Below are 26,294 nucleotides of genomic sequence, written 5' to 3'. Positions count from 1 at the left end.
CCGGCCTCGTGCCGGACGCGACCACAAGGGGATCAGGCCGGCTTCTCGCCGCCGTTCTCACCCTTGTCGAAAAATCCCTTGGCCTGCATCGTCAGATGCACCTTGTTGGCGAACGACGCGTCGTGCCCCGCAGCCAGCAGGCCGGCATTGTCGGCGACGGCCTGGCACAAGGCCTCCACCCACGCCCGGTCGCTCTTGGCGAAGTCCGACAGCACGTGGCTGTGCACGAGCTCCTTGACGCCGGGATGACCGATCCCGAGCCGCACCCGCCGATATTCGTTGCCGATATGCGCGGAGATCGAGCGCAGCCCGTTATGGCCGGCGATGCCGCCGCCGACCTTGACCCGCACCTTGGCGGGCGGCAGCTCGAGTTCGTCCTGGAACACGGTGATGTCGGCGGGCGCGAGCTTGAAGAAGTTCGCCGCCTCCTGCACCGCGCGCCCGGACTCGTTCATGAAGGTAGCCGGCTTCAGCAGCACGACCTTCTCACGATCGACGACGCCTTCGGAGGTCTCGCCCTGAAAGTGACGGCGCCATGGTGCGAAACCATGACGCCGTTGAATCTCGTCGACCGCCAGAAAACCGATATTGTGCCGGTTGCTGGCGTATTTCGCGCCGGGATTACCGAGACCGACAAAAAGGCGCATGGCGCGGCATCCCGAATCGGCGCGCCATCAGAGGATCGCGCGCCGACCTGATCGATTACTTCTTCTTGTCGCCACCGCCGGCGGGAGCCTTGGCACCCGCGGCCGGAGCCGCAGCGCCCGCAGCCGGAGCCGCAGCACCCGCGGCCGGAGCCGCAGCACCCGCGGCCGGAGCAGCGCCACCAGCAGCCGCCGCAGCCGCGGCCTTCTGCTCTTCGGCGAAGCCGGACGGCGGCACGATGGTCACCAGCGTCGCGTCCTCGCGGGTCAGCGACTTCACGCCCGCGGGCAGCTTGACGTCGGAGAGATGCAGCGAATAGCTGATCTCGAGCGCGCCGACGTCGGCCTCGATGTACTGCGGAATGTTGTCAACCGAGCACTCGAGATCGAGCGCGTGGGTGACGATGTTGACGGTGCCACCGCGCTTGACGCCCGGCGAGCTTTCACCGTTCACGATGTGCAGCGGCACGCTGACGCGGATGGTTGCGCCTTCGCCGAGCCGCATGAAGTCGACATGGAGCGGGAAGTCCTTCACCGGGTCGAGGTGGTAGTCGCGCGGAATCACGCGATGCTTCTTGCCCTCGACATCGATATCGAACAGCGTGGTCAGGAACCGGCCTGCCAGGATGCGCTGGCGCAGTTCACGATCGTCGACCGAGATGGTGACGGGGGGCTGGTTGTCTCCGTAGATCACTCCGGGAACTCTCCCGGCGCGACGCTCTGCCCGGGCGGCCCCCTTGCCGCTCTTCGGACGCGCGGTCGCCTTCAATTCCTTGACGGTCGCCATAGCGTTAAGTCCTTGTATTTAAAAAGTTAAAGGCCGCAGCGCGGCCCATGCTCAAGTCCACAGCAAGCCTCCAGGGGTGCGGGGGCCGCGGACGTGGCGGGCTTTTAGCCCCAAAGGGCCGAAATGACAAGGAAATGAAGGAAATTTTCTTGCTTCACCCTCCCCTTGGAGGGTGAAGGATCAACCCGCCGAACCGCCGAGCTTGGCTTCCAGCGCGGCGATCCGCGCCTTCAACGCCTCGTTCTCCTCGCGCGCCAGGCGGGCCATGTCCTTGACCGCGTCGAACTCCTCGCGCTTGACCACGTCGAGGTCGCGCAGGATGCGTTCGGCCTGGTTGCGCATGACCGTGTCGACCTCGCGCTTGACGCCCTGGGCGGCACCCGCGGCATCGTTCATCAGACGGCCGATCTCGTCGAAAAACCGGTTGCTGGTCTGGGTCATCTCGCAAAACTCTCCGCGTTCACTGAATCGCGATAAGACAATGGCGATGTCAGCCATCCGGTTCAAGTCCGCCGCGAATGGCAGGCCTCTCGCAGCTTGCCTTGTCATGCTCCGGTTTCCTTGCAATCGTATGAACCCACAACAAAAATCGCACACATAACGCGAGCAGAACCGCCATGATCGAAGCGACCGTCGATATCCCGACCAAGGACGGCAAGACCACCACCTTCATCACCCATCCCGAGCGCGGCGGCCCCTTCCCTGTCGTGATCTTCTACATGGATGCACCGGCGATTCGCGAGGAACTGCGCGACATGGCGCGCCGGCTCGGCACCTCCGGCTACTATGTGATGCTGCCGAATATGTATTACCGCGCCGGCGTGATGGAGCTCGGCCCGATCAATCCCGATCCGGAATCGCCCGAACGCAAGCGCATGTTCGAGCTGATGCACTCGCTCAACATTCCCCTCGTCATGGAAGACACCCGGGGCCTGCTCGCCTATGCCGAGACGCAGAAGGCCGCCAACACAGAGATCATCGGCACCGTTGGCTACTGCATGAGCGGCCGCTATGCGGTGAACGCGGCGACGCATTTCGGCGACCGCGTGAAGGCCGCCGCTTCGGTCTACGGCACGCATCTGGCGACCGACCAGCCCGACAGCCCGCATCTTGCCGCGCAAAAGACCAAAGCCGAACTCTATTTCGCCTGCGCCGAGACCGATATCTACGCGCCACAGGAAATCATCGAGCAGGTGAAGGCCGGCATGAAGGGATCGAACAACGAGGTCGAGATCTATCCCGGCACCCATCACGGCTTTGCGTTCCCCAAGCGCCCGGTCTATGACCGCGACGCCGCCGAACGCCATTGGGAGCGGCTGCTGGCGCTGTACCGGCGCAACCTCGTGAAGTGAGTCTCAACCCGCACGATGCCGTTCCTGCTGATCGACTTTCCGGTGTTCAACCCCGTCGCGCTCGCGCTCGGGCCGATCGTGATCCGCTGGTATGCGCTGGCCTATATCGTCGGCATCGTGCTGGGCTGGATCTACGCCCGCTCGCTGATCAAGAAGGACCGGCTGTGGGGCGGCGAGGTGCCGATCACGCTGCCGCAGCTCGACGACTTCATCCTCTGGGTCACCATCGGCATCATCGTCGGCGGGCGCACCGGCTATGTGCTGTTCTACAACCTGCCGTTCTTCATCGCGCACCCGTCCGAGATCCTCGAACTGTGGAAGGGCGGCATGTCGTTCCACGGCGGCTTCCTCGGCTGCGTCGCCGCAGTGATGCTGTTTGCCCGCCGCAACAACATCCCGATCCTGTCGCTCGGCGACATCACCACGGCGGTCGCGCCGATCGGGCTGTTCCTCGGCCGTCTCGCCAACTTCATCAACAGCGAATTGTGGGGCCGGCACGCCGATGCAAGCCTGCCCTGGGCCATGATCTTCCCCAATGGCGGGCCGTTGCCGCGCCACCCGAGCCAGCTCTATGAGGCCGGGCTCGAGGGCATCGTGCTGTTCACGGCGTTGGCGATCATGATCCGGATGGGTGCGCTCAAGCGGCCCGGCCTGATCCTCGGCAGCTTCATCACGATCTACGGCATTGCCCGGATCATCGGCGAGCACTTCCGGGAACCGGACCCGCAGCTCGGATTCCTGTGGGGCGGACTGACCATGGGCATGCTGCTGTCGGTGCCAATGATCATCGTGGGCGTTATCATCATCACGGCCGCCGTCCGCCGCAGGGCGAACGGGCCGGCGCCGAGTTCAGCGTAAGCAAGTGCAATCCAAGGAAGGCCGTGAGCGAACCCTCCCCGTTGCTGGATGAGATCAGGAAGCTGATCAAATTGTCCGGGCCGATGCCGGTCTGGCGCTACATGGAATTGTGCCTGATGCATCCGCATTACGGCTACTATTTGTCGCGCGATCCGCTCGGCCGCGAGGGCGACTTCACCACCGCGCCCGAGGTCAGCCAGATGTTCGGCGAGCTGCTCGGACTGTGGAGCGCCTCGATCTGGCGCGCGATCGGCTCACCCGAGACGCTCCGCCTGATCGAGCTCGGGCCCGGCCGCGGCACCATGATGTCCGACGCGCTGCGTGCGCTGCGCGTGCTGCCGCCGCTCTACCAGTCGCTCAGCATCCACCTCGTCGAGGTCAATCCGGTGCTGCGCGAGAAGCAGCACACGACGCTGACCGGCGTGCGCAACATCACCTGGCACGACAGCATCGACGACGTCCCCGAGGGGCCGGCGGTGATCCTCGCCAACGAATATTTCGACGTGCTGCCGATCCACCAGATGGTCCGCCGCGAGACCGGGTGGCACGAGCGCACGGTCGGGATGGATGCCAATGGCAGCCTGTATTTCGCACCTGCCGTCGAGCCGACACCACACTTCGAGGTGCTGCTGCCGCCGCTGGTGCGCGCCGCCCCGCTCGGCGCGGTGTTCGAATGGCGGCCCGACAACGAGATCATGAAGCTTGCCACGCGGGTGCGCGACCAGGACGGCGCCGCGCTGATCATCGACTACGGCCATCTGCGCAGCGACGCCGGCGACACCTTCCAGGCGATCGCACGCCACAGCTTCGCCGACCCGCTGAAGAACCCGGGACAAGCCGACGTGACCGCGCATGTCGATTTCCAGGCCCTGGCACGGGCCGCCGAGGATGTCGGCGCGCGCGTGCACGGGCCGGCGACGCAGGGCGACTTCCTCAAGCGCCTCGGCGTCGAGGCCCGAGCTGCCGGACTGATGGCGAAGGCAAGCCCCGAAGTCTCCGCCGACGTCGCCGGTGCGCTGAAACGGCTGACCGATTCCGGCCGCGGCGGGATGGGCTCGATGTTCAAGGTTATGGCCATCTCCGACCCGCACCTCACCTCGATCGCCGGACTGAGCGATCAGCCTGACGAGACCGAACAATGACATTGGGATCACCCTTGCTGTCGGCCATACCTGGCCTGCGCCACGCCTTCTTCTCGCGCGAGGGCGGCGTTTCCGAAGGCATCTATGCCGGCCTCAACGGCGGGCTCGGCTCCAACGACGATCCGGCCAGGGTCGTGGAGAACCGGCGGCGGATGGCCGAGCAACTCGGCGTGCCGCTCGATCATTTGATCAGTGTGCACCAGGTTCACTCGCCCGACGCCGTCGTCGTGGACAGCCCGTGGAATGGCGCAGCGCGCCCGAAGGCGGATGCGCTCGTCACCCGCAGCGAAGGCCTTGCGATATCGGTCACGACGGCCGACTGTGGCCCGATCCTGTTCGTCGATCCCAGTGCGCGGGTGATCGGTGCAGCGCATGCCGGCTGGAAGGGCGCGCTGACCGGTGTGCTGGAATCGACCATCGATGCGATGGAGAAGCTCGGCGCGGAGCGCGGCGGCATCGTCGCCGCCATCGGGCCGCTGATCCGCAAGGAGTCCTACGAGGTCGGACGCGAATTCGTCGAGCGCTTCATCGAGGCCGATGCGGAGAACGGCATGTTCTTCATTCCCGCCGAACGCGACGGCCATGCGATGTTCGATCTCGCCGGCTTCATCCGCATGCGGCTGGAAAATGCCGGCGTGCTGATGATCGACGATCTTGGCATCGACACCTATTCCGACGAGCGCTGTTTCAGCTACCGCCGCTCCGTGCACCGCAAGGAAGCTGATTACGGCCGGCTCGTTCACGCCATCGCGCTGGAACGCTGACGCCGCCGGGCGTCCTCTTCATTTTCATGCGACAAGCGTCTTGACTCTCCACCTGCTGGAGACCGGACAAGCGGCGCATGACACAACGCACCTACAGCATCGGCGAGGCGGCGCGGCTCAGCGGAATTTCCGTCCGCAAGCTCCGCTTCTATTCGGACCAGGGGTTGCTGCCGCCGGCCGGCCGCACCGCGAGCGGCTATCGCGTCTTCACCGACGCAGAGCTCGTTCGCCTCGACCTGATCCGCTGCCTGCGCGATGCAGGGCTCGGTCTCGACGCGATCCGTGAGGTCCTGACCGAGGAGCTCTCGCTGGTCGAAGCGCTGAAGCTCCGCCTCGAGACGCTGGAAGCGGAGATCGCGGCCCAGCGCCGCGTCGCCTCGGCCCTGCGGGCTGCGTTGCGTTCACCGCAACTCACCGAAGCAGACCTGAGGAGATTTCTGACCATGACGCAGCTATCCCGCGCCGAGCGCCGCAACGTCGTCGAACGCTTTTTCGAGAAGGTGTCCGACGGCATCAACATCGACCGGAAATGGGTCCGGCAGATGATCGAGACGACGGTGCCCGAACTGCCCGATGATCCGACACCCGAGCAATGCGATGCCTGGATCGAGCTGTCGGAGATGCTGGGCGATCCCACTCTCGTCGCCAACATCCGCGCCAACGCAGAGGACGTCTGGAATCACCACGTGCTGGATCTCGCCGCCTGGCAGGCGGCCAACAAGACCGTGCTGGCAAGAGCCAAAGAGATTATCGCGCGCGATCTCGGGCCGACGTCGGAGGCCGGCCAGGCCCTGGCCCGCGACTGGCTGGAGACCTCGGCGCGATTGCTGAAGCGAGAACCCGACCTGGAATTCCGCAACTGGATTCGCGGCAAATATGCGCTGCACGACGCCCGTGCGGCCCGCTACTGGGAGCTCGTCGCCATCATGCGCGGACAGAAGCCGGACGCGAGCCCGAACCGCGAATGGGCCTGGATCACCGAAGCGATGCAACATCATCTGGCCGACTGAGCCGGAAATATCGAGCAAGGAATTCGATCCTCTCCCCGGCCCGGCCCGCCGGATAGGTTAAGTGCTGTGGCCGTCCTGCCCTAGACGTTAAGCCGTTTTAACGATATCGCAGGACCCAATGAGGGAAGCGTCAGACCACCAGTTTCAAACTGGGACAATCGTGCGTGCCGCGATCGCAGTCACGTGGCTGGCGGTCGCTGGTGTGCTGGGCGGATGCGCGGCCGGCGGCGGCGCTGCCGACTCCTACGCCATGGCCACACCGGCGAGCGGCGGGGCAACCGTTGCCTTCGAATCGATCGACGGCCCGCCGCCCCAGGTGTTCGACCGCATGGTGGGTGTGCTCGACAGCGAATCCAAGCTGCGCAGCCTGTCGGTCGTGTCGCGCCAGGGCACCGCGGCCTACCGCGTGCGCAGCTATCTGTCGGCGCAAGTGGTGCGCGGCCGCACCATGATCTCGTGGGTATGGGACGTCTACGACAGCAACCAGCAACGGGCGCTCCGGCTTTCGGGTGAAGAACCCGCCGGCAAGGCCGGCCGCGACGCCTGGGCCGCGGCCGACGATCTGGTGCTGCGCAAGATCGCCCAGGCCGGCCTCAGCGGCCTGTCCAGCATGATCAACGGCGGCCCGGCGCCCGCCCCGGCACCGGAGCTCCGTGGGCCGACGGTGGCGAGCGCCCCGGCCGCGGCGTCGCCCGAGACCGTGGCGCTCGGCTATTCGGCCGACTAACCCCCGGTATCTCCCGGGGTAAGGCGTTTTTTGCCCAGGAAAACGGCGGCGAAAGCAGCTAATGGGTTGCCATCGGAGCCGCCTGCCTGATATTCCCTCGCGCACCGAAAACCCGCCGGTTCTGTAAGGACTTGAGATGCTGAACGTCGTATCCAGCAAGGCGCGGGGGGAAGCATCGATGTCGGCAAAAAACGGATCAATCAAGCTCGTCGCCGGCAACTCCAATCCTGCGCTGGCGCAGGAAATCGCCAAGGGACTTGGCATCGAACTGACCAAGGCCGTGGTCCGGCGCTTCGCCGACATGGAGATCTTCGTCGAGATCCAGGAGAACGTCCGCGGCTCGGACATGTTCATCCTGCAGTCGACGTCGTATCCGGCGAACGACAATTTGATGGAATTGCTGATCATCACCGACGCGCTGCGCCGATCCTCGGCACGCCGCATCACGGCAGTGATCCCCTATTTCGGCTATGCCAGGCAGGACCGCCGCTCCGGCTCGCGCACGCCGATCTCGGCCAAGCTCGTCGCCAATCTGATCGCCCATGCCGGCGTCGACCGCGTCATGACGCTCGACCTGCATGCGGGCCAGATCCAGGGCTTCTTCGACATCCCGACCGACAATTTGTTCGCGGCGCCCTTGATGGTGCGCGACATCAGGGAAAAGTTCGACCTCGCCAAGGTGATGGTGGTGTCGCCCGACGTCGGCGGCGTGGCACGTGCCCGCGGCCTCGCCAAGCGCATCAACACCCCGCTGGCGATCGTCGACAAGCGCCGCGAGCGTCCCGGTGAGTCCGAGGTGATGAACGTGATCGGCGACGTCGCCGGCTACAACTGCATTCTGGTCGATGACATCGTCGACTCCGGCGGCACGCTGGTGAACGCGGCCGAGGCGCTGATCGCGCACGGCGCCAAGGAAGTCTCGGCCTACATCACCCACGGCGTGCTGTCAGGCGGAGCCGCCGCGCGCATTGCGTCGTCGCGGCTGAAGGAACTGGTCATCACCGACTCGATCCTGCCGACCGAGGCCGTCAACAAGGCGCCGAACATCCGCCAGATCTCGATCGCCGGCCTGATCGCCGAAGCGATCGGCCGCACCGCGGCGGAAGAGTCGGTGTCGAGCCTGTTTGACTAGGGCATACTCTTTGTCGTCCCTGCGAAAGCAGGGACCCATAACCACCGGCCGTTGTTGTTGCGACGGCTGTGGCTCCAGCGTTGTAAATCAAATTCACATTCGTGGTTATGGGTCCCGGCTCAAGGCCGGGACGACACCGAGTATGCGGTGCCAGATGCGCTAAAACCCCGGCCGCGGCACGTGACTCATCAGCGTCCGCGCATAGCCGCCATCGACGATGATTTCCTCGCCATTGACATAGGACGACCGGTCGCTCGCCAGGAACAGGGTCGCGTCCGCCATATCCTGCGCCGCGCCGATCCGGCGCATCGGCACCACGGCGGTGCGCCGCTCGGTGACCCCTGGCGTATCGTAGAACGCCTGGCTCATCGGCGTGACGACAAGGCCCGGGCTGACCACATTGCTGCGGACGCCGTGCGGCCCCCATTCGGCGGCGAGTTGCTGCGAGAGCATCACGACGGCGGCCTTGCTGACGCTGTAGGCGCCGCTCTGCCCCTGCGCATTGCTGGCGGCGATCGAGGCGACGTGAATGAGGCTGCCGCGCCCGGCCTTGCGCATCTGCCGGCCGAACGCCTGCGCGCAGATGAAATAGCCGGTGAGATTGACCGCCAGCACCGCATTCCATTCGGCGAGCGGCAGCGTGTCGAGCCCGCCGGGGCGCAGCACCGCCGCGGTGTTGACGAGGACGTCGCAAGCACCGAGCGTGCGCGCAACGGTGTCCGCGACGACAGCGACGTTGTCCTCGCTGGTCGTGTCGCAGCTTGCGACGAGATGGCCGTCGCCGAACTCGCGCAGCTTTGCCCTGGTCTCCGCAAGGGAGCGCTCGTCGCGATCGAGCGCAGCGACGTTGGCGCCGGCGCGCGCGAAGCTGACCGCGGTGGCGCGGCCGATGCCGCCGCCTCCACCGGTGACGACGGCAACGCGGCCCGACAGGCCGAGCCAGTCGGAGGAATGTTGTTCGGTCATGAGCGCCTCCCGCACATTTGGTTTATGCGGGCAAGCATAACCGAACGCGCTGGCTGCGAGAGCGATCCCGGCGCGCATGCCGGAATCGCTTTTGTGTTGGATCTTCGAGGCCCCGACGCTTAGCCGGGGATTCCCGCCGCGACCTGGCCGCGCAAACGCTCCAGGCTGTGCAACGTGTTGGCGCAGGCCTCCGCGACCTCGATCCCCTTGATCACGAAGTGCTTGCGGAAGAAGTCGTAATGCACCTCGGTCTCATGGAATTGCTGCGGCGTCAGCACCGCTGAGAACACCGGCACCTCGGTGCGCAACTGCACATCCATCAGTGCCTTGATCACGGTGTCGGCGACGAATTCGTGGCGATAGATGCCACCGTCGACGACAAGCCCGGCCGCGACGATCGCGGTGTAGCGGCGGGTCTTCGCCAGGAGCTGCGCATGCAGCGGAATCTCGAACGAGCCCGGCACCTCGAACACGTCCACATTGGTGATGTGGCGCGCCTCGATCTCCTTCAGGAAGGAGATGCGGCACTCCTCCACCACATCGCGATGCCAGGACGATTGCACGAAGGCAACGCGCTGCGGCTTTGCGAAATGCGGATGCTCCGGCGTCGGCGGACTAGCCGGCGTATCGGGAACATTTTCTGCTTGGGAGGTTTGGATTTCAGCGTCTTGAACTTCAGTGTCTTGAACTTCAGCGTCTTGCAACATCTGATTCATGGCTTTCCTCTTTCAGGACCAGAATCAGGGCACACGGACAACGACACGAGCCCACGCGAAAATCGCGTTGGCTGCCGCAACCGTTCTCTTTCATCCGGACTGTAACCGTCGGCTTCGGAATTACACCGAATCTGCTGACCCTTCCCCCGGCTTCGCGGAAGAAGGCGCTCGCGGGCTTGGGCTCATCACCCTTTACCGCCGGTGGGGATTTTCACCCCGCCCTGAGAACATCGGTACGCCCGGGATGGACGTACCTGAGACGAAATATGACCAAACCGCGACAGCTCGGCAAGGACCTTTGGCATGGGGAAACGGCATGTCCCCATGAGCGCGCTGCGGCTCTTGCGGAGAGATGTGAGCGCCCGAAAGGCCGATTCACGTGTGCGGCGAAGCGCCGCCAAATGGTTAATAAATCGTTACGCGAACGCCTAGATTCCGATTTGTTCGCAAAATCACAAGTGTGGCGGAGATCAGCTGTGGACGATGCGCGCTTTGGCTGTGGACGGACTCGGCGTGCGGTTGCGCGGATTCCGCAAATCACATCACTTCATCGGCGTCAGGTCCAGGGGCATCCGGAAGCCCGGTCAAGGAACTGCACTCGGCCGCGACGCAGTATGTCGCAAGTGCCGGCTTCCGTGTGCGTATCAAGCGATCATAAGAACAAGGTCCGAGACGGCATGTCCCTCCTCGAAAGCATTATCGATTCCCGGAACAACCCGCTTGCGGTGGTCGAGGATATCGCCACCGACAACAACTGGGCGTTCGAGCGTTCCGGCGAAGACGAGGTGACGATCGTCTCCAAGGGAGACTGGATCGACTATCAGCTCTCCTTCACCTGGATGGGAGAGATCGAGGCGCTGCATCTCGCCTGCGCCTTCGACATGAAGATGCCGCAGGCGCGTCGCGCCGAAGTGCAGCGGCTGGTCGCCGCGATCAACGAACAATTGTGGGTCGGCCATTTCGATCTGTGGACCCACACCGGCATGGTGATGCATCGTCAGGCGCTGGTGCTGCCGGGCGGCCTCACCGCCTCCACCTCGCAATGCGAGGCCATGGTGGTCAACGCGATCCACGCCTGCGAGCGCTACTACCCGGCGTTCCAGTTCGTGGTGTGGGCCGGCAAGTCGACCGCCGAGGCGATGGCGGCTGCCATGTTCGATACCGAGGGCGAAGCGTAAGCTCTCGCTTTAGCGCTTTCACACACTCGGTGTCGTCCCTGCCTAGTGCGCAATTGCGCACGGGAGCAGAGACCCATACTCCGCGGCCCCAGTGGTTGAGCAAACTGCTTGTGGCCCGCTTCTCGCTTCACTAGAACCTTTTATGGTTATGGGTCCCTGCTTCCGCAGGGACGACGTGAGAGTTTGCGGAGCCGCCTGTGAGCACATCCAGCAGCGCATTGACGAATACTTCCGGCACCATCGCGCTTGCGGGCGCGGGCAAGATGGGCGGCGCAATGCTGACCGGCTGGCTCGCGCAGGGTCTTGCACCCACGCAGGTCGCGGTGATCGATCCGTATCTTTCACCTGAGATCTCCGCGCTTGCCGCGAAAGGTGTCCGGCTCAATCCGCAGGCGAAGGATCTCGGCACGCTCGACACGCTTGTGGTCGCGGTGAAGCCGCAATCGTTCCGCGACGCCGGCGCCGCGCTGAAGGCCCTGGTCGGCCCCTCGACGCTCGTGGTCTCGATCATGGCCGGTACGACCATCTCAGCCTTGGAAGAGGTCGTCGGCGGCGCCGTGGTGCGCGCGATGCCGAACACGCCGGCGGCGATCGGCCGCGGCATCACCGTCGCCGTGCCGTCAAAGCGCGTCACCGCCGCGCAGCGCGCGATGACGGATGCACTGCTGAAGGCGACCGGGCTCGTCGAATGGGTCGATGACGAACGCCTGATGGATGCAGTGACGGCAGTCTCCGGCTCCGGCCCGGCCTATGTCTTCCTGCTCGCCGAGGAGCTGGCCCGCGCCGGCGTCGCGGCCGGCCTGCCCGAGCAGCTTGCGACCACGCTGGCGCGCGCAACCGTCGCCGGCTCCGGCGAGTTGTTGCATCGTTCGGATCTGCCTTCGGCAACCCTGCGGCAGAACGTCACCTCGCCCGGCGGCACCACAGCTGCAGCACTCGAGGTGCTGATGGCAAATGACGGCATGCAACCGCTGATGACCCGCGCGATTGCCGCGGCGACACGGCGCTCGAAGGAATTGGCGAAGTAGTCCGGCAACCAACCCGTCACCCCCGCGCATCGGCGTAGCCGATGTCGCTGGAGGTGCGAGCCTTGCGGCGCACTTGCGCCGCTGGGCGAGCCTCGAAGGGTGCACGGCCCGCGGCCCATCCTTCGAGACGCGCTACGCGCTCCTCAGGATGACGTTCGAACAAGTGGGTTCGCTTACCGCGCTTGCTCCGACGTCCCGGCCAGCCGCCTGTTGAAACTCTCGACATTGATCAGGCCGCGGGCATGGCGGCCTTCGCCGAGCTTGCGCGTGCCCTCAAAGGCTTCGACCTCGAAGCGGATCACGCGACGCTCGACCGCGATCACCTTTGAGGTGGTCCGCACCGTGGCGCCGACGAGTGCCGCGGCAAGATGGCGGATATCGACCTCGGTACCGACCGTGACCCAGCCGGGCTGCAACGCAGAGCGGATCGCATCGCCCGACGCCATCTCCATGTCGAGGATCATCATCGGCGTTGCATAGACCATCGGCATGCCAGGCACGAAATGTCCAACGGTGCGCTCCAGCGGCACCACCAGCATGCGCTCGGCGATCATGCCGATCTTGATGAAGTCACGTGCGTCCATTGGTGCCTCAAAACAAGTGTCGTCCCGGGCAAGCGAAGCGCGACCCGGGACCCATAACCACAAGTATCAATTTGTCGGAGGCTGAGGCCGCAGCCTTTGCCAATCACCAACATCGGTGGCTATGGGTCCCTGCTTTCGCAGGGACGACAGAGGTGAATTATTTCTTCGCCGCAGCCGCGCGCTCGACGAAGGTCTTGCCGCCCTTCATCTTGTGATGCAGCGGCGCTTCGTTGATCTGGATCACCACTGCGTCGGCATCGACGCCGAGATTCTTCACCAGCGCCTGGGTGATGTCGCGCATCATGCCGGCCTTCTGCTCGTCGGTGCGGCCGGCGGCCATGCTCACGGTGATCTCAGGCATTGTTGTTCTCCCTCTTGTTGTCGCCATGGCCGGGCTGCTCCTGGCCATCCACGTCGGCGTGCATCAAACAAGAGGTGGATGCCCGGCACAAGGCCGGGCATGACGTCACAAGCGAATGGCTATCCCCACGCCACGTCATGCCGCGCCAGGACTTCGCGGACCTTGGCGACCAGATCGGCCTCTGCGCAGGAGAACTGCGCGGGGCGCGTTTCGCGCCATTCCTGGTTGGAGGCGATCGCGGCAGCGGCCTTGGCGCCCTCGATCAGGTCCTTGATCTGCACCTCGCCGCGCGCCTTCTCATCCGAACCCTGGATGATCACGCAGGGCGAGTTGCGGCGGTCGGCATATTTGAGCTGGTTGCCCATGTTCTTCGGATTGCCGAGGTAGAGCTCGGCGCGGATGCCCTCCCGGCGCAGCTGCGCGACCATCTTCTGGTAGTCGGCGACGCGGTCGCGATCGAACACGGTGACGACGACCGGGCCGAACTCGGCCCTCGCGTCGAGCTGGCCGAGCATGGTCAGCGCGGCCTGCAGGCGCGACACACCGATCGAGAAACCGGTCGCCGGCACCGGCTCACCGCGGAAGCGCGAGACGAGCCCGTCATAGCGACCACCACCACCGACCGAGCCGAAGCGCACCGGACGGCCCTTCTCGTCCTTGGTGTCGAGCAGCAGCTCAACCTCGTAGACAGGGCCGGTGTAATATTCGAGACCGCGAACAACGGTGGGATCGATGCGGATGCGATCCGCGTCGTAACCGGATGCCGCGACCAGCTTGGCGATCTCTTCGAGCTCGCTCACACCGGCCTGACCAACTTCGCTCTTCGCCAGGTAAGTCTCGGCTGCAGCGATCGCCTCTTTCCAATCGTCGCGCTTTTGCGTAACGGCCAGGACGATATCGGCATCCGCGGGGCTCAGCTCGGCGCCCTTGGTGAAGTCGCCCTTGCCCTCTTCGCCGCCGTCCCATCGCCCGGGACCAAGCAGCTTGCGAACCTCGTCGGCAGAGAATTTGTCGAGCTTGTCGATCGCACGCAGCACGGTAAGGCGACGACCCGCATTCTCGTCGCCGCCGAGACCGATCGCCTCGAGCACGCCGTCGAGCACCTTGCGATTGTTCACCTTCACGACATAAGAGCCGCGCGGAATCCCGAGCGCTTCCATCGTGTCGGCCGCCATCATGCAGATCTCGGCGTCGGCCGCCGGCGTCGCCGAGCCCACCGTGTCGGCGTCGAACTGCATGAACTGGCGGAAGCGGCCGGGGCCGGGCTTCTCGTTGCGGAAGACATTGCCAAATCGATAAGAACGATAAGGCTTCGGCAACGCGTCGAAGTTTTCCGCGACATAGCGCGCCAGCGGCGCGGTCAGGTCGTAGCGCAGCGATATCCACTGCTCGTCATCGTCCTGGAACGAGAACACGCCCTCGTTGGGACGGTCCTGGTCCGGCAGAAACTTGCCGAGCGCGTCGGTATACTCCATCGCCGGCGTCTCCACCGGCTCGAAGCCGTAGAGCTCGTAGACAGCGCGGATCTTCTCGACCATCGCCCGCGTGGCATTGATCGCGGCCGGGCCGCGATCTTCCAGTCCGCGCGGCAGGCGCGCCTTCAATTTCTGGGGTTTTTTGGGTTTCTCGGCCATTGGCGGCATTTATCAGCCGACACGCAAGGCGGCAACCGTGCTCTGCACCTCCGCCAGGGCGAAACGCTGGACCTCAGGGCTGCTCCATCCGCGCGCGAAGGGCGTCGGCGTCGGCCTTCGGCATCGATTTCAGGAGCGGCTTGATGGTCTCGCCGCCGACGATCTTGCCGTTGCGCACCGCTGCGTGTCAGGCGACGTTTCTGATCCAGTTATGCGGGTCGTTGGTACGACCATACTGGATGTCGACCAGCTTCTTGCGCAGGCCCATGGCAACCGGGCCGGCCACGCCGCCGCTGATCTGGAAATCGCCGCTCGCCGAGCACACCTTGCCGATCGGCGAGATCACGGCGGCGGTGCCGCAGGCGAATGCTTCCTTCAGCTTGCCGCTGGCCGCATCCGCGCGCCACTGCTGGATCGTATAGGGCTCCTCACGTACGCGGGTGCCGGCATCCTTGGCGAGCGCAATGATCGAGTCGCGGGTGATGCCGGGCAGGATGGTGCCGAGCGGCGGCGTCAGCAGCGAGCCGTCGTCGAAGGCAAAGAAGATGTTCATGCCGCCGAGCTCTTCGATATAGCGGCGCTCGACCGCATCGAGGAACACGACCTGGTCGCAGCCGCGATCGATCGCCTCGGCCTGCGCGCGCAGGCTTGCTGCATAATTGCCGCCGCACTTGACGGCGCCGGTGCCGCCGATCGCGGCACGCGTGTAATTCTCCGACACCCAGATCGAAACCGGCGCGGGGCCACCCTTGAAATAGGAGCCGACCGGAGAGGCGATCACCGAGAAGATGTATTCCGCCGACGGCTTCACGCCGAGGAAGACTTCGCTCGCGATCATGAAGGGCCGCAGATAGAGGCTGCCCTCGCCGCCCGGGATCCAGGCGCGATCGATCCGCACCAGCTGCTCGACCGCCTCGATGAACACGTCGTCGGGCAGCGGCGCCATCGCCATGCGCTCGGCCGAATCGCGGAAGCGCCGGGCATTGGCGTCGGGGCGGAACAGGTTCACGCCACCATCGTCGCGCCTGTAGGCCTTGAGACCTTCGAAAATTTCCTGGGCGTAGTGCAGCACCGCGCCGGCCGGATCGAGCGGAAAGTTCGCGCGTGCCTCGACGCGGGCGCTGTGCCAGCCCTTGCCCTGGCTATAGCGGACGATCGCCATGTGGTCGGTGAAGACGCGGCCGAAGCCCGGGTCCACGAGCTTCGCCGCGCGGTCCTTGTCGGACGTGGCATTCGGCGAAGGCTGGATGTCGAATTTCAAAGTCATTTTTCTTGCTTTCCGCTGTCGGAACCGGCGCCATATCGGGCGCTGGCCTGTTTCCCCCGGAGCCATCAGGCTCGGCTGGTCCGGACTTCACCACCGCCGGCAATCCGGCCGGTTTCCGTCGCCAACATGCCGTTTAGACATGCTTTTGCGGAGTGCTGAAGTCCAGTATGTTTGCCGAAATGCCGCTCGACAATCGCACGGTAGTCCAATTTGCGGCCCAAACCGCCTCACAGGCTTTTTCAGGCCGCGTCAAACGCTGTCGAGGACGAAACGACTTAATGTTTCGTCGCGACAGCCAGTTTTGTAACATTGAGACCAAGATACGTCAATATGACTGACATAAATTTCTCAGGCATGGCTGCCAAGCCCGATTCGCAGGGAGATGACCAGACTCCTGCGGCGGGCTCGCGCGACCTGCGCTGGGACATCATCGAGCTGCTCTTCTTCGCCTACCGCGACTTTGTCGGCGACGCCGACCAGGAGCTGGAGGCGTTCGGTTTCGGCCGCGCCCACCACCGCGTCATCCACTTCGTCACTCGCTATCCCGGGCTGAAGGTCGCCGACCTGCTCGATGTCCTGCGCATCACCAAGCAATCGCTCGGGCGCGTGCTCAAGCAGCTCCTGGACGAGGGCTACATCGTGCAGAAGACCGGCAACAACGACCGCCGGCAGCGCCTGCTCTACGCCACCCCGAAGGGTGAGGCGCTGGTCGGCAAGCTCGCAGGGTTGCAGACCGACCGCATCAACCGCGCGATCGCCGGCATCGATCCGGCCGGCGTGGAGACGGTTCGCCAGTTCCTCCGCGCGATGATCGACCGCGACGATCCCGACAAGGTGCTCGAAGCGATCTTCGGCGGCGGCAGAAAAACAAGGGAGTGAACCTGGTGCAGGCTGCAACCATGATGCGCGCGCCGATCGAACCGGCCGACGACGCGCCGCATCTGCTTCTGGTCGACGACGACCGCCGCATTCGCGACCTGTTGTCACGCTTTCTCTCCAGCGAGGGCTATCGCGTCACGACGGCAATGAGTGCCACCGACGCGCGCGCCAAGCTGCTCGGGCTGCATTTCGACCTGCTCATCCTCGACGTGATGATGCCCGGCGAGAACGGCTTCGACCTCGCCCGCTTCATCCGCAGCTCCTCCACGGTGCCGATCATCATGCTGACCGCACGCCACGAGGCGGAAGCCCGCATCGAGGGTCTGCAGATCGGCGCCGACGATTACGTCGCCAAGCCGTTCGAGCCGCGCGAGCTCGTGCTGCGCATCGGCAACATCCTCAAGCGCACCGCGCCGCCGCAGGTCGTGACCGTCGAGCAGATCGCGTTCGGCCCCTACATCTTCCACATCGAGCGGAGCGAGCTGCGTCAGGGCGAGGAGATCATCCATCTCACCGACCGCGAGCGCGAGATGCTGCGCATCCTTGCGAGCGCCCCCGGCGAGACCGTGCCGCGCGCCGAGCTGACCAGCGGCGGTACCGTCAACGAGCGTGCGGTCGATGTGCAGATCAACCGCCTGCGCCGCAAGATCGAGCACGATCCCGCCAATCCGCTGTTCCTCCAGGCGGTCCGCGGCATCGGCTATCGCCTGGTCGCCTCGCCATAAGACAGCCCATGAGCACGCTCGACTCCGGCCTGACCCTGATCAAGAACGCCTCGCAGCGCGTCTCGAAGGCGAACGGCTGGATGGGCAACGCGTTCAAGAGCTGGATGCCGACCGGCCTCTATGCCCGCGCGCTGCTGATCATGATCGTGCCGATGGTGATCCTGCAGACCGTGGTCGCCTTCGTGTTCATGGAGCGGCACTGGAACACGGTGACGCGACGCCTGTCGGCCGCCGTGGTGTCCGACATCGCCGCGCTGATCGATGTCTACAAGACCTATCCGCAGGATAAGGACCGCGCGCACCTGCGCGGCATCGCCCAGAAGCTGCAGCTGGTGGTCGACTTCCTTCCCGCGGGCGACATGCCCCCGCCGGGACCGAAGCCGTTCTTCTCGCTGCTCGACCAGACGCTCTCGGTGCAGCTCGGCCGGCAGATCAGCCGTCCGTTCTGGATCGACACCGTCGGCAAATCCAACCTGGTCGAGATCCGCGTGCAGCTCGACGATTCGGTAATGCGGATCTTCGCCCAGCGCAGCGCGGCCTACGCCTCCAACTCGGAAATCTTCATCTTCTGGATGCTCGGCACCTCGACGATCCTTTTGATCGTCGCCGTGCTGTTCCTGCGCAACCAGATCAAACCGATCTTGCGGCTGGCCGACGCTGCCGAAAGTTTCGGCAAGGGCCGCGAAGCGCCGAATTTCCGACCGCGCGGTGCGCGCGAGGTGCGGCGCGCAGCGCAGGCCTTCATCGAGATGAAGGCGCGCGTCGAGCGCTCTATCGAGCAGCGCACCGCAATGCTCGCCGGCGTGTCGCATGATCTGCGCACCATCCTGACCCGCTTCAAGCTCGAGCTCGCCTTGATCGGCGAAGGCCCCGAGATCGACGCGATGCGCAAGGACGTCGACGAGATGTCGATGATGCTGGAAGATTACCTCGCCTTCGCGCGTGGCGATTCCGGCGAGGTCGCGCAACCGACCGACATGGCGATGGCGCTGGAGGAACTGCGCAGCGACGCCGAGCGCCACGGCCATGTCGCGACCGTCGCGTTCCACGGCCTGCCGGTCGTCACGGTGAAGCCGGCCTCGTTCAAGCGCTGCCTCGCCAACCTCGTCTCCAACGCGGCGCGCCACGCCAACACGATCTCGATCACCGGTCAGCGCGACCACCGCTATCCCAACATCACGGTCGACGACGACGGGCCCGGCATTCCCGCCAACATGCGCGAGGAAGTATTCAAGCCTTTCCTGCGGCTCGACGATGCCCGCAACCAGGATGAGGGCGGCAGCGGGCTCGGACTTGCGATCGCCCGCGACATCACGCGCTCGCATGGCGGCGACATCATGCTCGGCGACAGCCCGATGGGCGGCCTGCGCGCCACGGTGCGGGTGCCGGTGTAACTACCAGCGATAAGACAAGGTCCCGATCACCTGACGCCGTTCGCCGGCATAGCAGTAGCCGGACTGGCGGGTTGGGAAATGGGTGTCGAACAGATTGGTCGCGTTCACGCGCGCGGTGGCGCCGAGCAAGCGCCGGTCGAGCTTGCCGAGATCGTAGTCGATCACCGCATCGAACAGGGCGAATGCGCTGCGCCTACTTCTGCTTGGGCAGCAGGCCCTTCAGCTTTTCCATGTCCTTGACGTTCATCTTCATGCCGCCGGGCATGATGATGTCACCGGGCTTCTGGTCTGCCTTGCAGGCGCCGAGCCATTTCGCCTCGATGGTCATCGTGGTGTCGCGCGAGCCGGCCGCGCCGCCCTCGGCATGCGAGGTGCTCTTGACCGTGTAGGCGGAATTGAAATCGCCGACGATCTCGGCATGGCTCTTCATCGTCATGCCGGCCACGCTGCACACGCTGTCGCTGACATAGCCGGTCGCGGTCTTCTGGATATCCTGCTTGGCGCAGACTTCCTTGGCCATCGGCGAGGCCGCCGCGCTCATCTCCTTGTCGGTGGTCTCGTCGGTGCAGTGCTGCATGGTGATTTCCGGCATCGGCCCGCCGGTCCGCACCATCTTCATCTCCCACAGGCCGGCCTTGCGAACGGGCAGGTCGACGGCGCTTGCGGCGCCAGCGGACAGGACAAGGCACACGGCAGAACCAATCAAGGCAAGCTGTCGGGTCATGCGGCTGGCTCCCGGCTGAACGATCGAAAGATTTGGAGCGCGCTCAGTAGAGCGTGCGAACCGGCCTCTGGGCCGAGCCGTAGGGTACCCAGCGGCAGGCGAAAGAGATGTAGCCGCCCGGATAGCGCTGCACCGCGAGGAATTTGACGACCTTGCCGTAGGAAGCGCAGTGATCGACGGCCAGCTGCCGGGCGTCGGTCTGGGCCGCCAGCGTGTAAGCGATGATACCGCCCGTATCATTGCCCTTGAACGGCGGCACCGGCTGCATCCAGTCGGCTTGCGCCGGACCAACGGCCAGCATCCCGCAAACGGCAACCAGGCACGCGGCCAATTTCCTTCGCATCGCAGACTCCATTTCGCTTGAAGCCAACATAGAGTGCCCCGGCGACCGTGAAAAGAACGAGCCGGCCACCAGCGGTGGACTTCTCGGCAGGTGTTGCCGCGCTGCACTTGACCTTGTCGGGGCTTCACGGCACCGTCCGCCGGATCGGACAATCGGGTGGATTCCCATGCGCAACCTGTTCAACTCCCGCGACAAACTCGGCCACACGCTTGGCCTCGGCGCCGCACTCGTGGTCGGCATGCTGGCTTTCGGGGGGACGGCCCAGGCCGCAAATCCGTTCGAATTGAATTTCTGGCTGTCCGGCCCGCGCTATGACGGCAATGTGGCGCCCTGCGAAAGGGCGCTCTCGACCATCAGCGATCAATTCCATGAAAAGGAAGCCACCTTCTGGAATTCGCCGCTCGTGATCACCGGCTACAACCGGATTCACGAAACCGCGTTCCGTCCCTGGCAGTCCGACAACATTCCGCGCCGCTATTGCTCGGGCGATGCGATGCTGAGCGACGGCAAGGTGCGCAAGGTGCACTATTCGATCATCGAGGACGGCGGCTTTGCCGGCCTCAGCCAGGGTGTCGAATGGTGCGTGAGCGGGCTTGACCGCAACTGGGCCTACAACCCGTCCTGCAAGGCCGCCCGGCCCTGATTTCCTGACCGGATTGATACAGCAGAAGCCGCCGCCATCGAGACGGCGGCTTTTGTTCTTGAAATGTTCCAGATGCCTGCTAGGCTCCGGGCGGTCGAGTATAGGGGGCGCGTTGATGGCTCGGTTCGTCACTATTTCCCGATTTCTGATTTTGTTTGCCTTCGTTCTGTGTGGTGCGGTCGGGGCCTCGGCCCAGGATCGCCGCCAGAATGCGCCCGGTGAGTTCGACTTCTATGTGCTGTCGCTGTCATGGTCGCCCTCGTTCTGCGAGGCGGCGAGCGAGCGCGGCAACAATGGCCGCGGCACCCAGGCGCAGTGCGGCGGACGGCCCTACTCGTTCGTGGTGCACGGCCTGTGGCCGCAATATGAGCGGGGCTTTCCGGAATACTGCCAGCGGCCCTCGCCGCGCCTTGCGCGCAACATCATGACCTCGATGCTCGACCTGATGCCGGCGCCCGGACTGATCTACAACGAGTGGGACAAGCACGGCACCTGCTCGGGACTCGGCGAGCGCGCCTATTTCGAAGCCATCCGCAAGGCCCGTGCCGCGGTGAAGATTCCCGAGGAATTCCTGCAATTGACGGAGCCGAAGACGATCGCGCCGGACGAGCTGGAGACGGCGTTCGTCAAGGCCAATCCGGGGCTCAGCAACTCCGCGATCTCGGTGACCTGCGACAGCAAGCGGCTCAGCGAGGTGCGGATCTGCCTCAGCAAGGATCTGCAATTCCGCTCCTGCGAGGAAATCGATCGCCGCGCCTGCCGCCGCGATCAGGTGCTGATGCCGCCGGTCCGCGGCGGCTGAAACCCTCCGCGTCACGGCCGGCGAATACGCGCCGCGCGAATGCGCGCGGATAGCCCTGCCACCTGCACTGTTACGAAACATGCGCGATAGAGCGTCAATGCTTGGGACAAGCCCGGGCATGACGAAGTACAACATGCGTACCCTCTGGAGCGCAGCACGATAGCAGCATGAACTACCGTCACGCCTTTCATGCCGGCAACTTTGCCGACGTCATCAAGCACATCGTGCTGGTGCGCATGCTCACCTACTTGCAGGACAAGCCGGCACCGTTCCGCGTCATCGACACTCATGCCGGCGCCGGACTCTATGATCTGACGTCGAGCGAGGCGCAGCGCGGCGGCGAATGGCTCACCGGCATCGCGCGACTGATGCAGGCGCGACTCTCCGACGAGGCGCTGCCGCTGATCGCGCCGTATCTCGATATCGTCAGGGCATTCAATCCGCGAGGCGAGCTGAAGGCCTATCCCGGCTCGCCGCTGATCGCGCGAGCGCTGATGCGTCCGCAAGACCGCCTCACCGCTTGCGAGATCGAACCGACGGCGCGCAAGCAGCTGATCGATGCGCTGCGGCGCGACGCGCAGGCACGTGTCGTCGATCTCGACGGCTGGACGGCGCTGCCGGCGTTCGTGCCGCCGAACGAGCGGCGTGGCCTTGTGCTGATCGATCCGCCGTTCGAAGCAAAGGACGAGTTCGAGCGGCTGACCCGTGCTTTCACGGAAGCATTTACGAAGTGGCCGACCGGCGCATATCTTTTGTGGTACCCCGTAAAAACCCGGAGGGCCACCGACGAGCTCGCGCGCAGCGTCGCTGCTGCTGCTGCAAGCAGTCGGCCTGCCGGCAAATGCTTGCGGTTGGAATTCAGTGTGGCGCCGCAAGAAGCAGGCGCTGGCCTCGTTTCCACCGGGCTTTTGATAGTGAATCCGCCGTGGACGCTTGCGAACGAGCTGAAGATCATCCTGCCCGAACTCGAGAAGCCGCTCGGTCAAGGCGGCGCGGCGCGCTTCAGATTAGAGACGCCTAAACATTGATCGACAGCTCCCACTGAAAAGTTCGATTTGAGCGTAGGCAATTTGCGCGGAACCGTATTATGCTCATCCTGTTACGACTGGCTTTACGTTCCGCTTCCGCGAATGGTTGCGGCGGAGTGACAAGGCCGAAATAAAATCCAGGCAGACCGGCGGCGTGACGCCGGCCTGTTCAGGTGGCCAAGCTTCCGACAAGCGAATGTCGGTCAACCGCTACGCGGCGTGCGCGTAGCGGTGGAGCAATACGGGGGAGGAGTTTTCCCGATGGCCATGACTGGGACAGTCAAGTTCTTCAACGGAGAGCGTGGCTACGGCTTCATCAAGCCTGATGATGGCGGCCGCGATGTGTTCGTTCACATCACAGCCGTCGAGCGTGCAGGATTGAAGGACCTGACTGAAGGACAGCGCATTACGTTCGAGGTTGAACCGGACAAGAAGGGCAAGGGCCCGAAAGCCGTCAACCTGGTGGTTTCATGACGAGTGCTCGCGGTGCGCGGCTCGTGATTGACGCCAAGTGAAGCGTTGCGTGTGAGTTGACTGCCCAGCGCGCAGCTCGCGCTCGCTGCATGACCGCCTGCATGATGCGGACGCGACTGGCCGTGCCGCATGTCCAAGGCCTGCGGCCCACCGAGTGGATTCGCAGACGCTGCGGCGTGCATGCTCCGCTGCGCGCGACGCGTCGTATCATCCGCACAAAGAAAAACCCGGCCGCGCGAGGCGCAGCCGGGAGTTGATATCAGACGTCTTCTTGTTCTCAGAAGTGATAGTTGATGCCGGCGCGAACCAGGCTGAAGCTGTAGCCGTTCGACGCGCCGCCGGTGATGGTGAAGTTGCTGTTGGCGAGATCGACGTAAAGGTACTCGATCTTGGCGCTCCAGTGCGGGGCGAAGCCCATTTCGGCGCCGGCGCCGACGGTGAAGCCCGCGTTGGTGTGCGACTCCGTGATGCCGAACGTCTCGCCGCGCAGTTCGCCGAAGGCGAGACCGCCGGTCGCGTAGAACAGTACGTTGTTGACCGCATAGCCGGCGCGGCCGCGCACCGTGCCGAACCACGGGTTGGAGAACTTCCACGGCGCGAACCGGTCGTCCGCAGTGGTGCCCTGGATATCGGCTTCGATACCGAACACCCACGGGGAGCCGTTCTGGAAATTGTAGCCGGCCTGCACGCCGCCGACGAAGCCGGACGGCTTGGTCGGGTTGTTCTCGACCGAACCCCAGCCGTAGCCGAGGTTGCCGCCGAGATAGGGGCCGGCCCAGCTGTAGGCATTGAGCGGCTGGTAGACGGTATAGGGCGAGCCGTAATTGAGGTCGGCCGACGCCGCCGAGGTCGTCCAGCCTGCGACGATCAGTGCCAGCGCACGCGCTACAAACCGGGTCATTGGTACTCTCCACACGCAACTGCCGCAGCCCGCTGGCCAAGGCCGGCGTGGTTACGGAATTCCACTTTTTTCGCTAAGCTTTATCGAGAGTTTTAAGTTAAGGAGCTGTTAAGCCCGGTTACCGGCCCGCTCATCAGTCTTAACAATGCGTTACCCGTCGGCTCCGGCGGCCGCGCAGCGCCTATAACCTCCTGCAATCGGGATCGTTTTCCAGTGCCGCCAACGCTGGCGAGCTGTCCCCCAAGCGCTTAGTTTACGGCCCATGGTTCACGATTCTCCTGAGCGCCCGACGCCGGCCCCCAAGACTGACCTCAAGACCGACCTCAAGGCTCGGCGCGGTTCAAAGTCCGACCTGCCACAGGACGACCTGACGCTCGACACAAGCGACGTCGATCCCGAGACCTCCGCCGCCGAGGAGGAGGAGGACGGACGCCTTCCCGAGGCTCAGGATGACACCTCCGAGGCGATCGCCGAGGGGACGTTGTCGGTCGGGCATGCCGCGATCGAGAACGCGGTCCGCCTCGCGCCGACCTCGCCCGGCGTCTACCGCATGCTCAACGCCGGCAACGACGTGCTCTATGTCGGCAAGGCGAAGAACGTCAAAAAGCGTCTGTCGTCCTATGCGCGGGCCAACGCACCGCTGCCGGCGCGCATCCTGCGCATGATCGCGGCAACCACGCATGTCGAGATCGTCTCGACCATGACCGAGACCGAGGCGCTGCTGCTCGAAGCCAATCTGATCAAGCAGCTCCGCCCGCGCTTCAACGTGCAGCTGCGCGACGACAAATCGTTTCCCTATATTCTGATCACCGGCGACCATTGGGCGCCGCAGATCCTCAAGCATCGCGGCGCGCAGTCGCGCCCTGGACGCTATTTCGGTCCGTTCGCCAACGCCGGCGCGGTCAACCGCACCATCACGGCGCTGCAGCGCGCGTTCCTGATCCGCTCCTGCACCGACGGCTTCTTCGAAAGCCGCAGCCGCCCCTGCCTGCTCTATCAGATCAAGCGCTGCTCCGGCCCCTGCACGCGCGAGATCGATTTCCCCGGTTACGGCGAGCTGGTGCGCGAGGCGACCGAATTCCTCTCCGGCCGCAGCCACGCGGTAAAGGAGCTGCTCGCGGCCGAGATGGAAAAGGCTTCCGGCGAGCTCGAGTTCGAAACCGCAGCGCTGTACCGCGACCGTCTCGCGGCGCTGTCGGCGATCCAGTCGCAGCAGGGCATCAATCCGCGCACGGTCGAAGAGGCCGATGTGTTCGCCATCCACCAGGAAGGCGGCTATTCCTGCGTCGAGGTGTTCTTCTTCCGCACCGGCCAGAACTGGGGCAACCGCGCCTATTTCCCGAAGGCCGAGAAGACCTTCACGCCGGAGGAGGTGCTGTCCTCGTTCCTCGCGCAGTTTTACGACGACAAGCCGCCGCCGAAGCTGATCCTGCTGTCGCACGAGATCGAGGAGAGCGCGCTGCTCGCCGACGCGCTGTCGGTGAAGGCCGGATCCAAGGTCGAAGTCTCCGTGCCCAAGCGCGGCGAGAAGAAGGAGCTGATCGGGCACGCACTGACCAACGCGCGCGAGGCACTCGGCCGCAAGCTCGCCGATACCGCAACCCAAAGCCGGCTGCTGGAGGGCATGGTCACGACGCTCGGCCTGCGGCATACGCCGAAGCGCATCGAGGTCTACGACAACAGCCACATCCAGGGCACCAACGCGGTCGGCGCGATGATCGTGGCGGGACCCGACGGGTTCATGAAGAACCAGTACCGCAAGTTCAACATCAAGTCCGAAGGGCTGACGCCCGGCGACGACTACGGGATGATGCGCGAGGTGCTGGAGCGCCGCTTCAAGCGGCTGCTGAAGCCGCCGGAGGGCGAGGCTGCCAAGGCGAAGGACAACGACAAGGCGGACGACGATTCGTTCCCGCAATGGCCCGATCTCGTCATCATCGACGGCGGCCGCGGCCAGCTCAACGCGGTCCGGGAGATTTTCGAGAAGCTCGGGCTGGCCCGGGTCTCGCTGATGGCGGTGGCCAAGGGACCGGAGCGCGATGCGGGGCGGGAAACCCTGTTCATGCCGGACCGCGAGGCCATCAAGCTGGAGCCGCGGGACCCGGTGCTCTATTTCATCCAGCGGCTGCGCGACGAGGCCCTTCGCTTCGTGATCGGCGCGCACCGCGAGCGGCGCAAGGAGGGACTCCGCGAGGTCGGCCTCGCCGAGGCCCCGGGGAGCGGCACGGCGG

30 protein-coding genes and 1 riboswitch are annotated in these 26,294 nt (G+C 64.7%); of the genes, 17 read left to right on the top strand and 13 right to left on the bottom strand.

What is annotated here, in order from left to right:
* Positions 1 to 32: 32 nt before the first annotated feature.
* The 3 genes from pth to FNJ47_RS17365 all read right to left on the bottom strand — a co-directional run bounded on the left by pth (position 33) and on the right by FNJ47_RS17365 (position 1,872).
* Positions 33 to 647 carry an aminoacyl-tRNA hydrolase gene (gene pth, locus FNJ47_RS17375; protein WP_163155154.1) on the bottom strand — a complete coding sequence of 205 codons (615 nt, stop codon included), beginning with the start codon at positions 645 to 647 and terminating at the stop codon, positions 33 to 35.
* 55 nt (positions 648 to 702) lie between these two features.
* Complete coding sequence (locus tag FNJ47_RS17370) at positions 703 to 1,431, bottom strand: 50S ribosomal protein L25/general stress protein Ctc (protein WP_163155153.1); 729 nt, start codon at positions 1,429 to 1,431, stop codon at positions 703 to 705.
* A 180-nt stretch (positions 1,432 to 1,611) separates the two neighbouring features.
* Positions 1,612 to 1,872, bottom strand: coding sequence for an accessory factor UbiK family protein (locus FNJ47_RS17365; protein WP_038388183.1), 261 nt, complete (start codon positions 1,870 to 1,872; stop codon positions 1,612 to 1,614).
* A gap of 176 nt (positions 1,873 to 2,048) precedes the next feature.
* On the opposite strand from FNJ47_RS17365, the gene FNJ47_RS17360 reads away from it, so the two are divergent.
* The 7 genes from FNJ47_RS17360 (at position 2,049) to FNJ47_RS17330 (ending at position 8,416) form a co-directional block, all read left to right on the top strand.
* Positions 2,049 to 2,783 (top strand): dienelactone hydrolase family protein, encoded by a 735-nt coding sequence (locus FNJ47_RS17360; protein ID WP_163155152.1) that lies wholly within the window; start codon positions 2,049 to 2,051, stop codon positions 2,781 to 2,783.
* Between the two features lie 15 nt (positions 2,784 to 2,798).
* Positions 2,799 to 3,641 carry a prolipoprotein diacylglyceryl transferase gene (lgt, locus tag FNJ47_RS17355; protein ID WP_163155151.1) on the top strand — a complete coding sequence of 281 codons (843 nt, stop codon included), beginning with the start codon at positions 2,799 to 2,801 and terminating at the stop codon, positions 3,639 to 3,641.
* 83 nt (positions 3,642 to 3,724) lie between these two features.
* A complete protein-coding gene (locus FNJ47_RS17350; protein WP_163155171.1) occupies positions 3,725 to 4,783 on the top strand; it encodes a class I SAM-dependent methyltransferase in 1,059 nt (352 codons plus the stop codon).
* Positions 4,780 to 5,547, top strand: a complete 768-nt coding sequence (gene pgeF, locus FNJ47_RS17345; protein ID WP_163155150.1) for a peptidoglycan editing factor PgeF — start codon at positions 4,780 to 4,782, stop codon at positions 5,545 to 5,547. The genes FNJ47_RS17350 and pgeF overlap by 4 nt, the downstream gene beginning before the upstream one ends.
* 77 nt (positions 5,548 to 5,624) lie before the next feature.
* Positions 5,625 to 6,557: a MerR family transcriptional regulator gene (locus FNJ47_RS17340; protein ID WP_163155148.1), complete on the top strand. Its 933-nt coding sequence runs from the start codon at positions 5,625 to 5,627 to the stop codon at positions 6,555 to 6,557.
* A gap of 118 nt (positions 6,558 to 6,675) precedes the next feature.
* The gene (locus FNJ47_RS17335; RefSeq protein WP_163155146.1) at positions 6,676 to 7,284 is read left to right on the top strand and encodes a hypothetical protein; all 609 of its coding nucleotides are present in this window, start codon (positions 6,676 to 6,678) and stop codon (positions 7,282 to 7,284) included.
* Positions 7,285 to 7,462: 178 nt separating this feature from the next.
* Positions 7,463 to 8,416, top strand: a complete 954-nt coding sequence (locus tag FNJ47_RS17330) for a ribose-phosphate pyrophosphokinase (protein ID WP_163155144.1) — start codon at positions 7,463 to 7,465, stop codon at positions 8,414 to 8,416.
* Positions 8,417 to 8,575: 159 nt separating this feature from the next.
* On the opposite strand, the gene FNJ47_RS17325 is transcribed toward FNJ47_RS17330, so the two are convergent.
* Both FNJ47_RS17325 and FNJ47_RS17320 read right to left on the bottom strand, forming a co-directional pair.
* Positions 8,576 to 9,382, bottom strand: coding sequence for an SDR family NAD(P)-dependent oxidoreductase (locus FNJ47_RS17325; protein ID WP_163155142.1), 807 nt, complete (start codon positions 9,380 to 9,382; stop codon positions 8,576 to 8,578).
* A gap of 119 nt (positions 9,383 to 9,501) precedes the next feature.
* Positions 9,502 to 10,098, bottom strand: coding sequence for a 6,7-dimethyl-8-ribityllumazine synthase (locus FNJ47_RS17320; protein WP_163155140.1), 597 nt, complete (start codon positions 10,096 to 10,098; stop codon positions 9,502 to 9,504).
* 78 nt (positions 10,099 to 10,176) lie between these two features.
* Positions 10,177 to 10,331: riboswitch (FMN riboswitch) on the bottom strand.
* 444 nt (positions 10,332 to 10,775) lie between these two features.
* On the opposite strand from FNJ47_RS17320, the gene FNJ47_RS17315 reads away from it, so the two are divergent.
* Positions 10,776 to 11,276: a type III secretion system chaperone family protein gene (locus FNJ47_RS17315; RefSeq protein WP_050424919.1), complete on the top strand. Its 501-nt coding sequence runs from the start codon at positions 10,776 to 10,778 to the stop codon at positions 11,274 to 11,276.
* Positions 11,277 to 11,473: 197 nt separating this feature from the next.
* The gene (gene proC, locus FNJ47_RS17310) at positions 11,474 to 12,304 is read left to right on the top strand and encodes a pyrroline-5-carboxylate reductase (RefSeq protein ID WP_163155138.1); all 831 of its coding nucleotides are present in this window, start codon (positions 11,474 to 11,476) and stop codon (positions 12,302 to 12,304) included.
* 173 nt (positions 12,305 to 12,477) lie between these two features.
* Here the strand turns inward: proC and FNJ47_RS17305 are convergent, their stop codons facing one another.
* The 4 genes from FNJ47_RS17305 to FNJ47_RS17290 all read right to left on the bottom strand — a co-directional run bounded on the left by FNJ47_RS17305 (position 12,478) and on the right by FNJ47_RS17290 (position 16,150).
* The gene (locus FNJ47_RS17305) at positions 12,478 to 12,888 is read right to left on the bottom strand and encodes a thioesterase family protein (RefSeq protein WP_163155136.1); all 411 of its coding nucleotides are present in this window, start codon (positions 12,886 to 12,888) and stop codon (positions 12,478 to 12,480) included.
* 157 nt (positions 12,889 to 13,045) lie between these two features.
* On the bottom strand, positions 13,046 to 13,249 hold the full coding sequence (locus tag FNJ47_RS17300; protein ID WP_044538952.1) for a tautomerase family protein: 204 nt from the start codon (positions 13,247 to 13,249) through the stop codon (positions 13,046 to 13,048).
* A 119-nt stretch (positions 13,250 to 13,368) separates the two neighbouring features.
* Positions 13,369 to 14,883: a histidine--tRNA ligase gene (gene hisS / locus FNJ47_RS17295; RefSeq protein WP_175068389.1), complete on the bottom strand. Its 1,515-nt coding sequence runs from the start codon at positions 14,881 to 14,883 to the stop codon at positions 13,369 to 13,371.
* Between the two features lie 187 nt (positions 14,884 to 15,070).
* Positions 15,071 to 16,150 carry a branched-chain amino acid aminotransferase gene (locus FNJ47_RS17290; protein ID WP_163155132.1) on the bottom strand — a complete coding sequence of 360 codons (1,080 nt, stop codon included), beginning with the start codon at positions 16,148 to 16,150 and terminating at the stop codon, positions 15,071 to 15,073.
* 330 nt (positions 16,151 to 16,480) lie between these two features.
* Here FNJ47_RS17290 and FNJ47_RS17285 point away from each other — a divergent pair, with 330 nt between their 5' ends.
* The 3 genes from FNJ47_RS17285 to FNJ47_RS17275 are packed head-to-tail and all read left to right on the top strand — an operon-like array spanning position 16,481 to position 19,148.
* Complete coding sequence (locus FNJ47_RS17285; RefSeq protein ID WP_430649389.1) at positions 16,481 to 17,029, top strand: MarR family winged helix-turn-helix transcriptional regulator; 549 nt, start codon at positions 16,481 to 16,483, stop codon at positions 17,027 to 17,029.
* A 20-nt stretch (positions 17,030 to 17,049) separates the two neighbouring features.
* Complete coding sequence (locus FNJ47_RS17280; RefSeq protein ID WP_420831339.1) at positions 17,050 to 17,754, top strand: response regulator; 705 nt, start codon at positions 17,050 to 17,052, stop codon at positions 17,752 to 17,754.
* 8 nt (positions 17,755 to 17,762) lie between these two features.
* The gene (locus tag FNJ47_RS17275) at positions 17,763 to 19,148 is read left to right on the top strand and encodes an ATP-binding protein (protein ID WP_163155130.1); all 1,386 of its coding nucleotides are present in this window, start codon (positions 17,763 to 17,765) and stop codon (positions 19,146 to 19,148) included.
* Here the strand turns inward: FNJ47_RS17275 and FNJ47_RS17270 are convergent, their stop codons facing one another.
* The 3 genes from FNJ47_RS17270 to FNJ47_RS17260 are packed head-to-tail and all read right to left on the bottom strand — an operon-like array spanning position 19,149 to position 20,215.
* The gene (locus FNJ47_RS17270) at positions 19,149 to 19,313 is read right to left on the bottom strand and encodes a hypothetical protein (protein ID WP_235999942.1); all 165 of its coding nucleotides are present in this window, start codon (positions 19,311 to 19,313) and stop codon (positions 19,149 to 19,151) included.
* A gap of 28 nt (positions 19,314 to 19,341) precedes the next feature.
* A complete protein-coding gene (locus FNJ47_RS17265; protein ID WP_163155128.1) occupies positions 19,342 to 19,872 on the bottom strand; it encodes a DUF3617 domain-containing protein in 531 nt (176 codons plus the stop codon).
* 43 nt (positions 19,873 to 19,915) lie between these two features.
* Positions 19,916 to 20,215, bottom strand: coding sequence for a hypothetical protein (locus FNJ47_RS17260; RefSeq protein WP_163155126.1), 300 nt, complete (start codon positions 20,213 to 20,215; stop codon positions 19,916 to 19,918).
* A gap of 166 nt (positions 20,216 to 20,381) precedes the next feature.
* On the opposite strand from FNJ47_RS17260, the gene FNJ47_RS17255 reads away from it, so the two are divergent.
* The 4 genes from FNJ47_RS17255 to FNJ47_RS17240 all read left to right on the top strand — a co-directional run bounded on the left by FNJ47_RS17255 (position 20,382) and on the right by FNJ47_RS17240 (position 23,162).
* Positions 20,382 to 20,858 (top strand): hypothetical protein, encoded by a 477-nt coding sequence (locus FNJ47_RS17255; RefSeq protein WP_163155124.1) that lies wholly within the window; start codon positions 20,382 to 20,384, stop codon positions 20,856 to 20,858.
* Between the two features lie 115 nt (positions 20,859 to 20,973).
* A complete protein-coding gene (locus FNJ47_RS17250) occupies positions 20,974 to 21,660 on the top strand; it encodes a ribonuclease T2 family protein (RefSeq protein WP_163155122.1) in 687 nt (228 codons plus the stop codon).
* Between the two features lie 167 nt (positions 21,661 to 21,827).
* Entirely contained in the window at positions 21,828 to 22,688 is an 861-nt protein-coding gene (locus FNJ47_RS17245; RefSeq protein ID WP_163155120.1) for a 23S rRNA (adenine(2030)-N(6))-methyltransferase RlmJ, read from the top strand.
* Between the two features lie 261 nt (positions 22,689 to 22,949).
* Positions 22,950 to 23,162 carry a cold-shock protein gene (locus tag FNJ47_RS17240; protein WP_016844477.1) on the top strand — a complete coding sequence of 71 codons (213 nt, stop codon included), beginning with the start codon at positions 22,950 to 22,952 and terminating at the stop codon, positions 23,160 to 23,162.
* Positions 23,163 to 23,439: 277 nt separating this feature from the next.
* On the opposite strand, the gene FNJ47_RS17235 is transcribed toward FNJ47_RS17240, so the two are convergent.
* Positions 23,440 to 24,063: an outer membrane protein gene (locus tag FNJ47_RS17235; protein ID WP_163155118.1), complete on the bottom strand. Its 624-nt coding sequence runs from the start codon at positions 24,061 to 24,063 to the stop codon at positions 23,440 to 23,442.
* A gap of 262 nt (positions 24,064 to 24,325) precedes the next feature.
* Between FNJ47_RS17235 and uvrC the strand changes: the two genes are divergently transcribed.
* The coding region (gene uvrC, locus FNJ47_RS17230; RefSeq protein WP_163155116.1) for an excinuclease ABC subunit UvrC at positions 24,326 to 26,294 on the top strand (1,969 nt) is incomplete at its 3' end.

Origin of the sequence: Bradyrhizobium uaiense, assembly GCF_010811875.1 — a bacterium.
Taxonomy (GTDB): domain Bacteria; phylum Pseudomonadota; class Alphaproteobacteria; order Rhizobiales; family Xanthobacteraceae; genus Bradyrhizobium; species Bradyrhizobium uaiense.
This window is presented reverse-complemented; position numbering and strand designations above follow the sequence as displayed.

Bases quoted from the DNA above. Each gene is read 5' to 3' on its own strand.
- pth (WP_163155154.1), bottom strand. From the start codon at position 647: ATGCGCCTTTTTGTCGGTCTCGGTAATCCCGGCGCGAAATACGCCAGC.
- FNJ47_RS17370 (WP_163155153.1), bottom strand. From the start codon at position 1,431: ATGGCGACCGTCAAGGAATTGAAGGCGACCGCGCGTCCGAAGAGCGGC.
- FNJ47_RS17365 (WP_038388183.1), bottom strand. From the start codon at position 1,872: ATGACCCAGACCAGCAACCGGTTTTTCGACGAGATCGGCCGTCTGATG.
- FNJ47_RS17360 (WP_163155152.1), top strand. From the start codon at position 2,049: ATGATCGAAGCGACCGTCGATATCCCGACCAAGGACGGCAAGACCACC.
- lgt (WP_163155151.1), top strand. From the start codon at position 2,799: ATGCCGTTCCTGCTGATCGACTTTCCGGTGTTCAACCCCGTCGCGCTC.
- FNJ47_RS17350 (WP_163155171.1), top strand. From the start codon at position 3,725: ATGCCGGTCTGGCGCTACATGGAATTGTGCCTGATGCATCCGCATTAC.
- pgeF (WP_163155150.1), top strand. From the start codon at position 4,780: ATGACATTGGGATCACCCTTGCTGTCGGCCATACCTGGCCTGCGCCAC.
- FNJ47_RS17340 (WP_163155148.1), top strand. From the start codon at position 5,625: ATGACACAACGCACCTACAGCATCGGCGAGGCGGCGCGGCTCAGCGGA.
- FNJ47_RS17335 (WP_163155146.1), top strand. From the start codon at position 6,676: ATGAGGGAAGCGTCAGACCACCAGTTTCAAACTGGGACAATCGTGCGT.
- FNJ47_RS17330 (WP_163155144.1), top strand. From the start codon at position 7,463: ATGTCGGCAAAAAACGGATCAATCAAGCTCGTCGCCGGCAACTCCAAT.
- FNJ47_RS17325 (WP_163155142.1), bottom strand. From the start codon at position 9,382: ATGACCGAACAACATTCCTCCGACTGGCTCGGCCTGTCGGGCCGCGTT.
- FNJ47_RS17320 (WP_163155140.1), bottom strand. From the start codon at position 10,098: ATGAATCAGATGTTGCAAGACGCTGAAGTTCAAGACACTGAAGTTCAA.
- FNJ47_RS17315 (WP_050424919.1), top strand. From the start codon at position 10,776: ATGTCCCTCCTCGAAAGCATTATCGATTCCCGGAACAACCCGCTTGCG.
- FNJ47_RS17305 (WP_163155136.1), bottom strand. From the start codon at position 12,888: ATGGACGCACGTGACTTCATCAAGATCGGCATGATCGCCGAGCGCATG.
- FNJ47_RS17300 (WP_044538952.1), bottom strand. From the start codon at position 13,249: ATGCCTGAGATCACCGTGAGCATGGCCGCCGGCCGCACCGACGAGCAG.
- hisS (WP_175068389.1), bottom strand. From the start codon at position 14,883: ATGGCCGAGAAACCCAAAAAACCCCAGAAATTGAAGGCGCGCCTGCCG.
- FNJ47_RS17290 (WP_163155132.1), bottom strand. From the start codon at position 16,150: ATGACTTTGAAATTCGACATCCAGCCTTCGCCGAATGCCACGTCCGAC.
- FNJ47_RS17285 (WP_430649389.1), top strand. From the start codon at position 16,481: ATGACTGACATAAATTTCTCAGGCATGGCTGCCAAGCCCGATTCGCAG.
- FNJ47_RS17280 (WP_420831339.1), top strand. From the start codon at position 17,050: ATGATGCGCGCGCCGATCGAACCGGCCGACGACGCGCCGCATCTGCTT.
- FNJ47_RS17275 (WP_163155130.1), top strand. From the start codon at position 17,763: ATGAGCACGCTCGACTCCGGCCTGACCCTGATCAAGAACGCCTCGCAG.
- FNJ47_RS17265 (WP_163155128.1), bottom strand. From the start codon at position 19,872: ATGACCCGACAGCTTGCCTTGATTGGTTCTGCCGTGTGCCTTGTCCTG.
- FNJ47_RS17260 (WP_163155126.1), bottom strand. From the start codon at position 20,215: ATGCGAAGGAAATTGGCCGCGTGCCTGGTTGCCGTTTGCGGGATGCTG.
- FNJ47_RS17255 (WP_163155124.1), top strand. From the start codon at position 20,382: ATGCGCAACCTGTTCAACTCCCGCGACAAACTCGGCCACACGCTTGGC.
- FNJ47_RS17250 (WP_163155122.1), top strand. From the start codon at position 20,974: ATGGCTCGGTTCGTCACTATTTCCCGATTTCTGATTTTGTTTGCCTTC.
- FNJ47_RS17245 (WP_163155120.1), top strand. From the start codon at position 21,828: ATGAACTACCGTCACGCCTTTCATGCCGGCAACTTTGCCGACGTCATC.
- FNJ47_RS17240 (WP_016844477.1), top strand. From the start codon at position 22,950: ATGGCCATGACTGGGACAGTCAAGTTCTTCAACGGAGAGCGTGGCTAC.
- FNJ47_RS17235 (WP_163155118.1), bottom strand. From the start codon at position 24,063: ATGACCCGGTTTGTAGCGCGTGCGCTGGCACTGATCGTCGCAGGCTGG.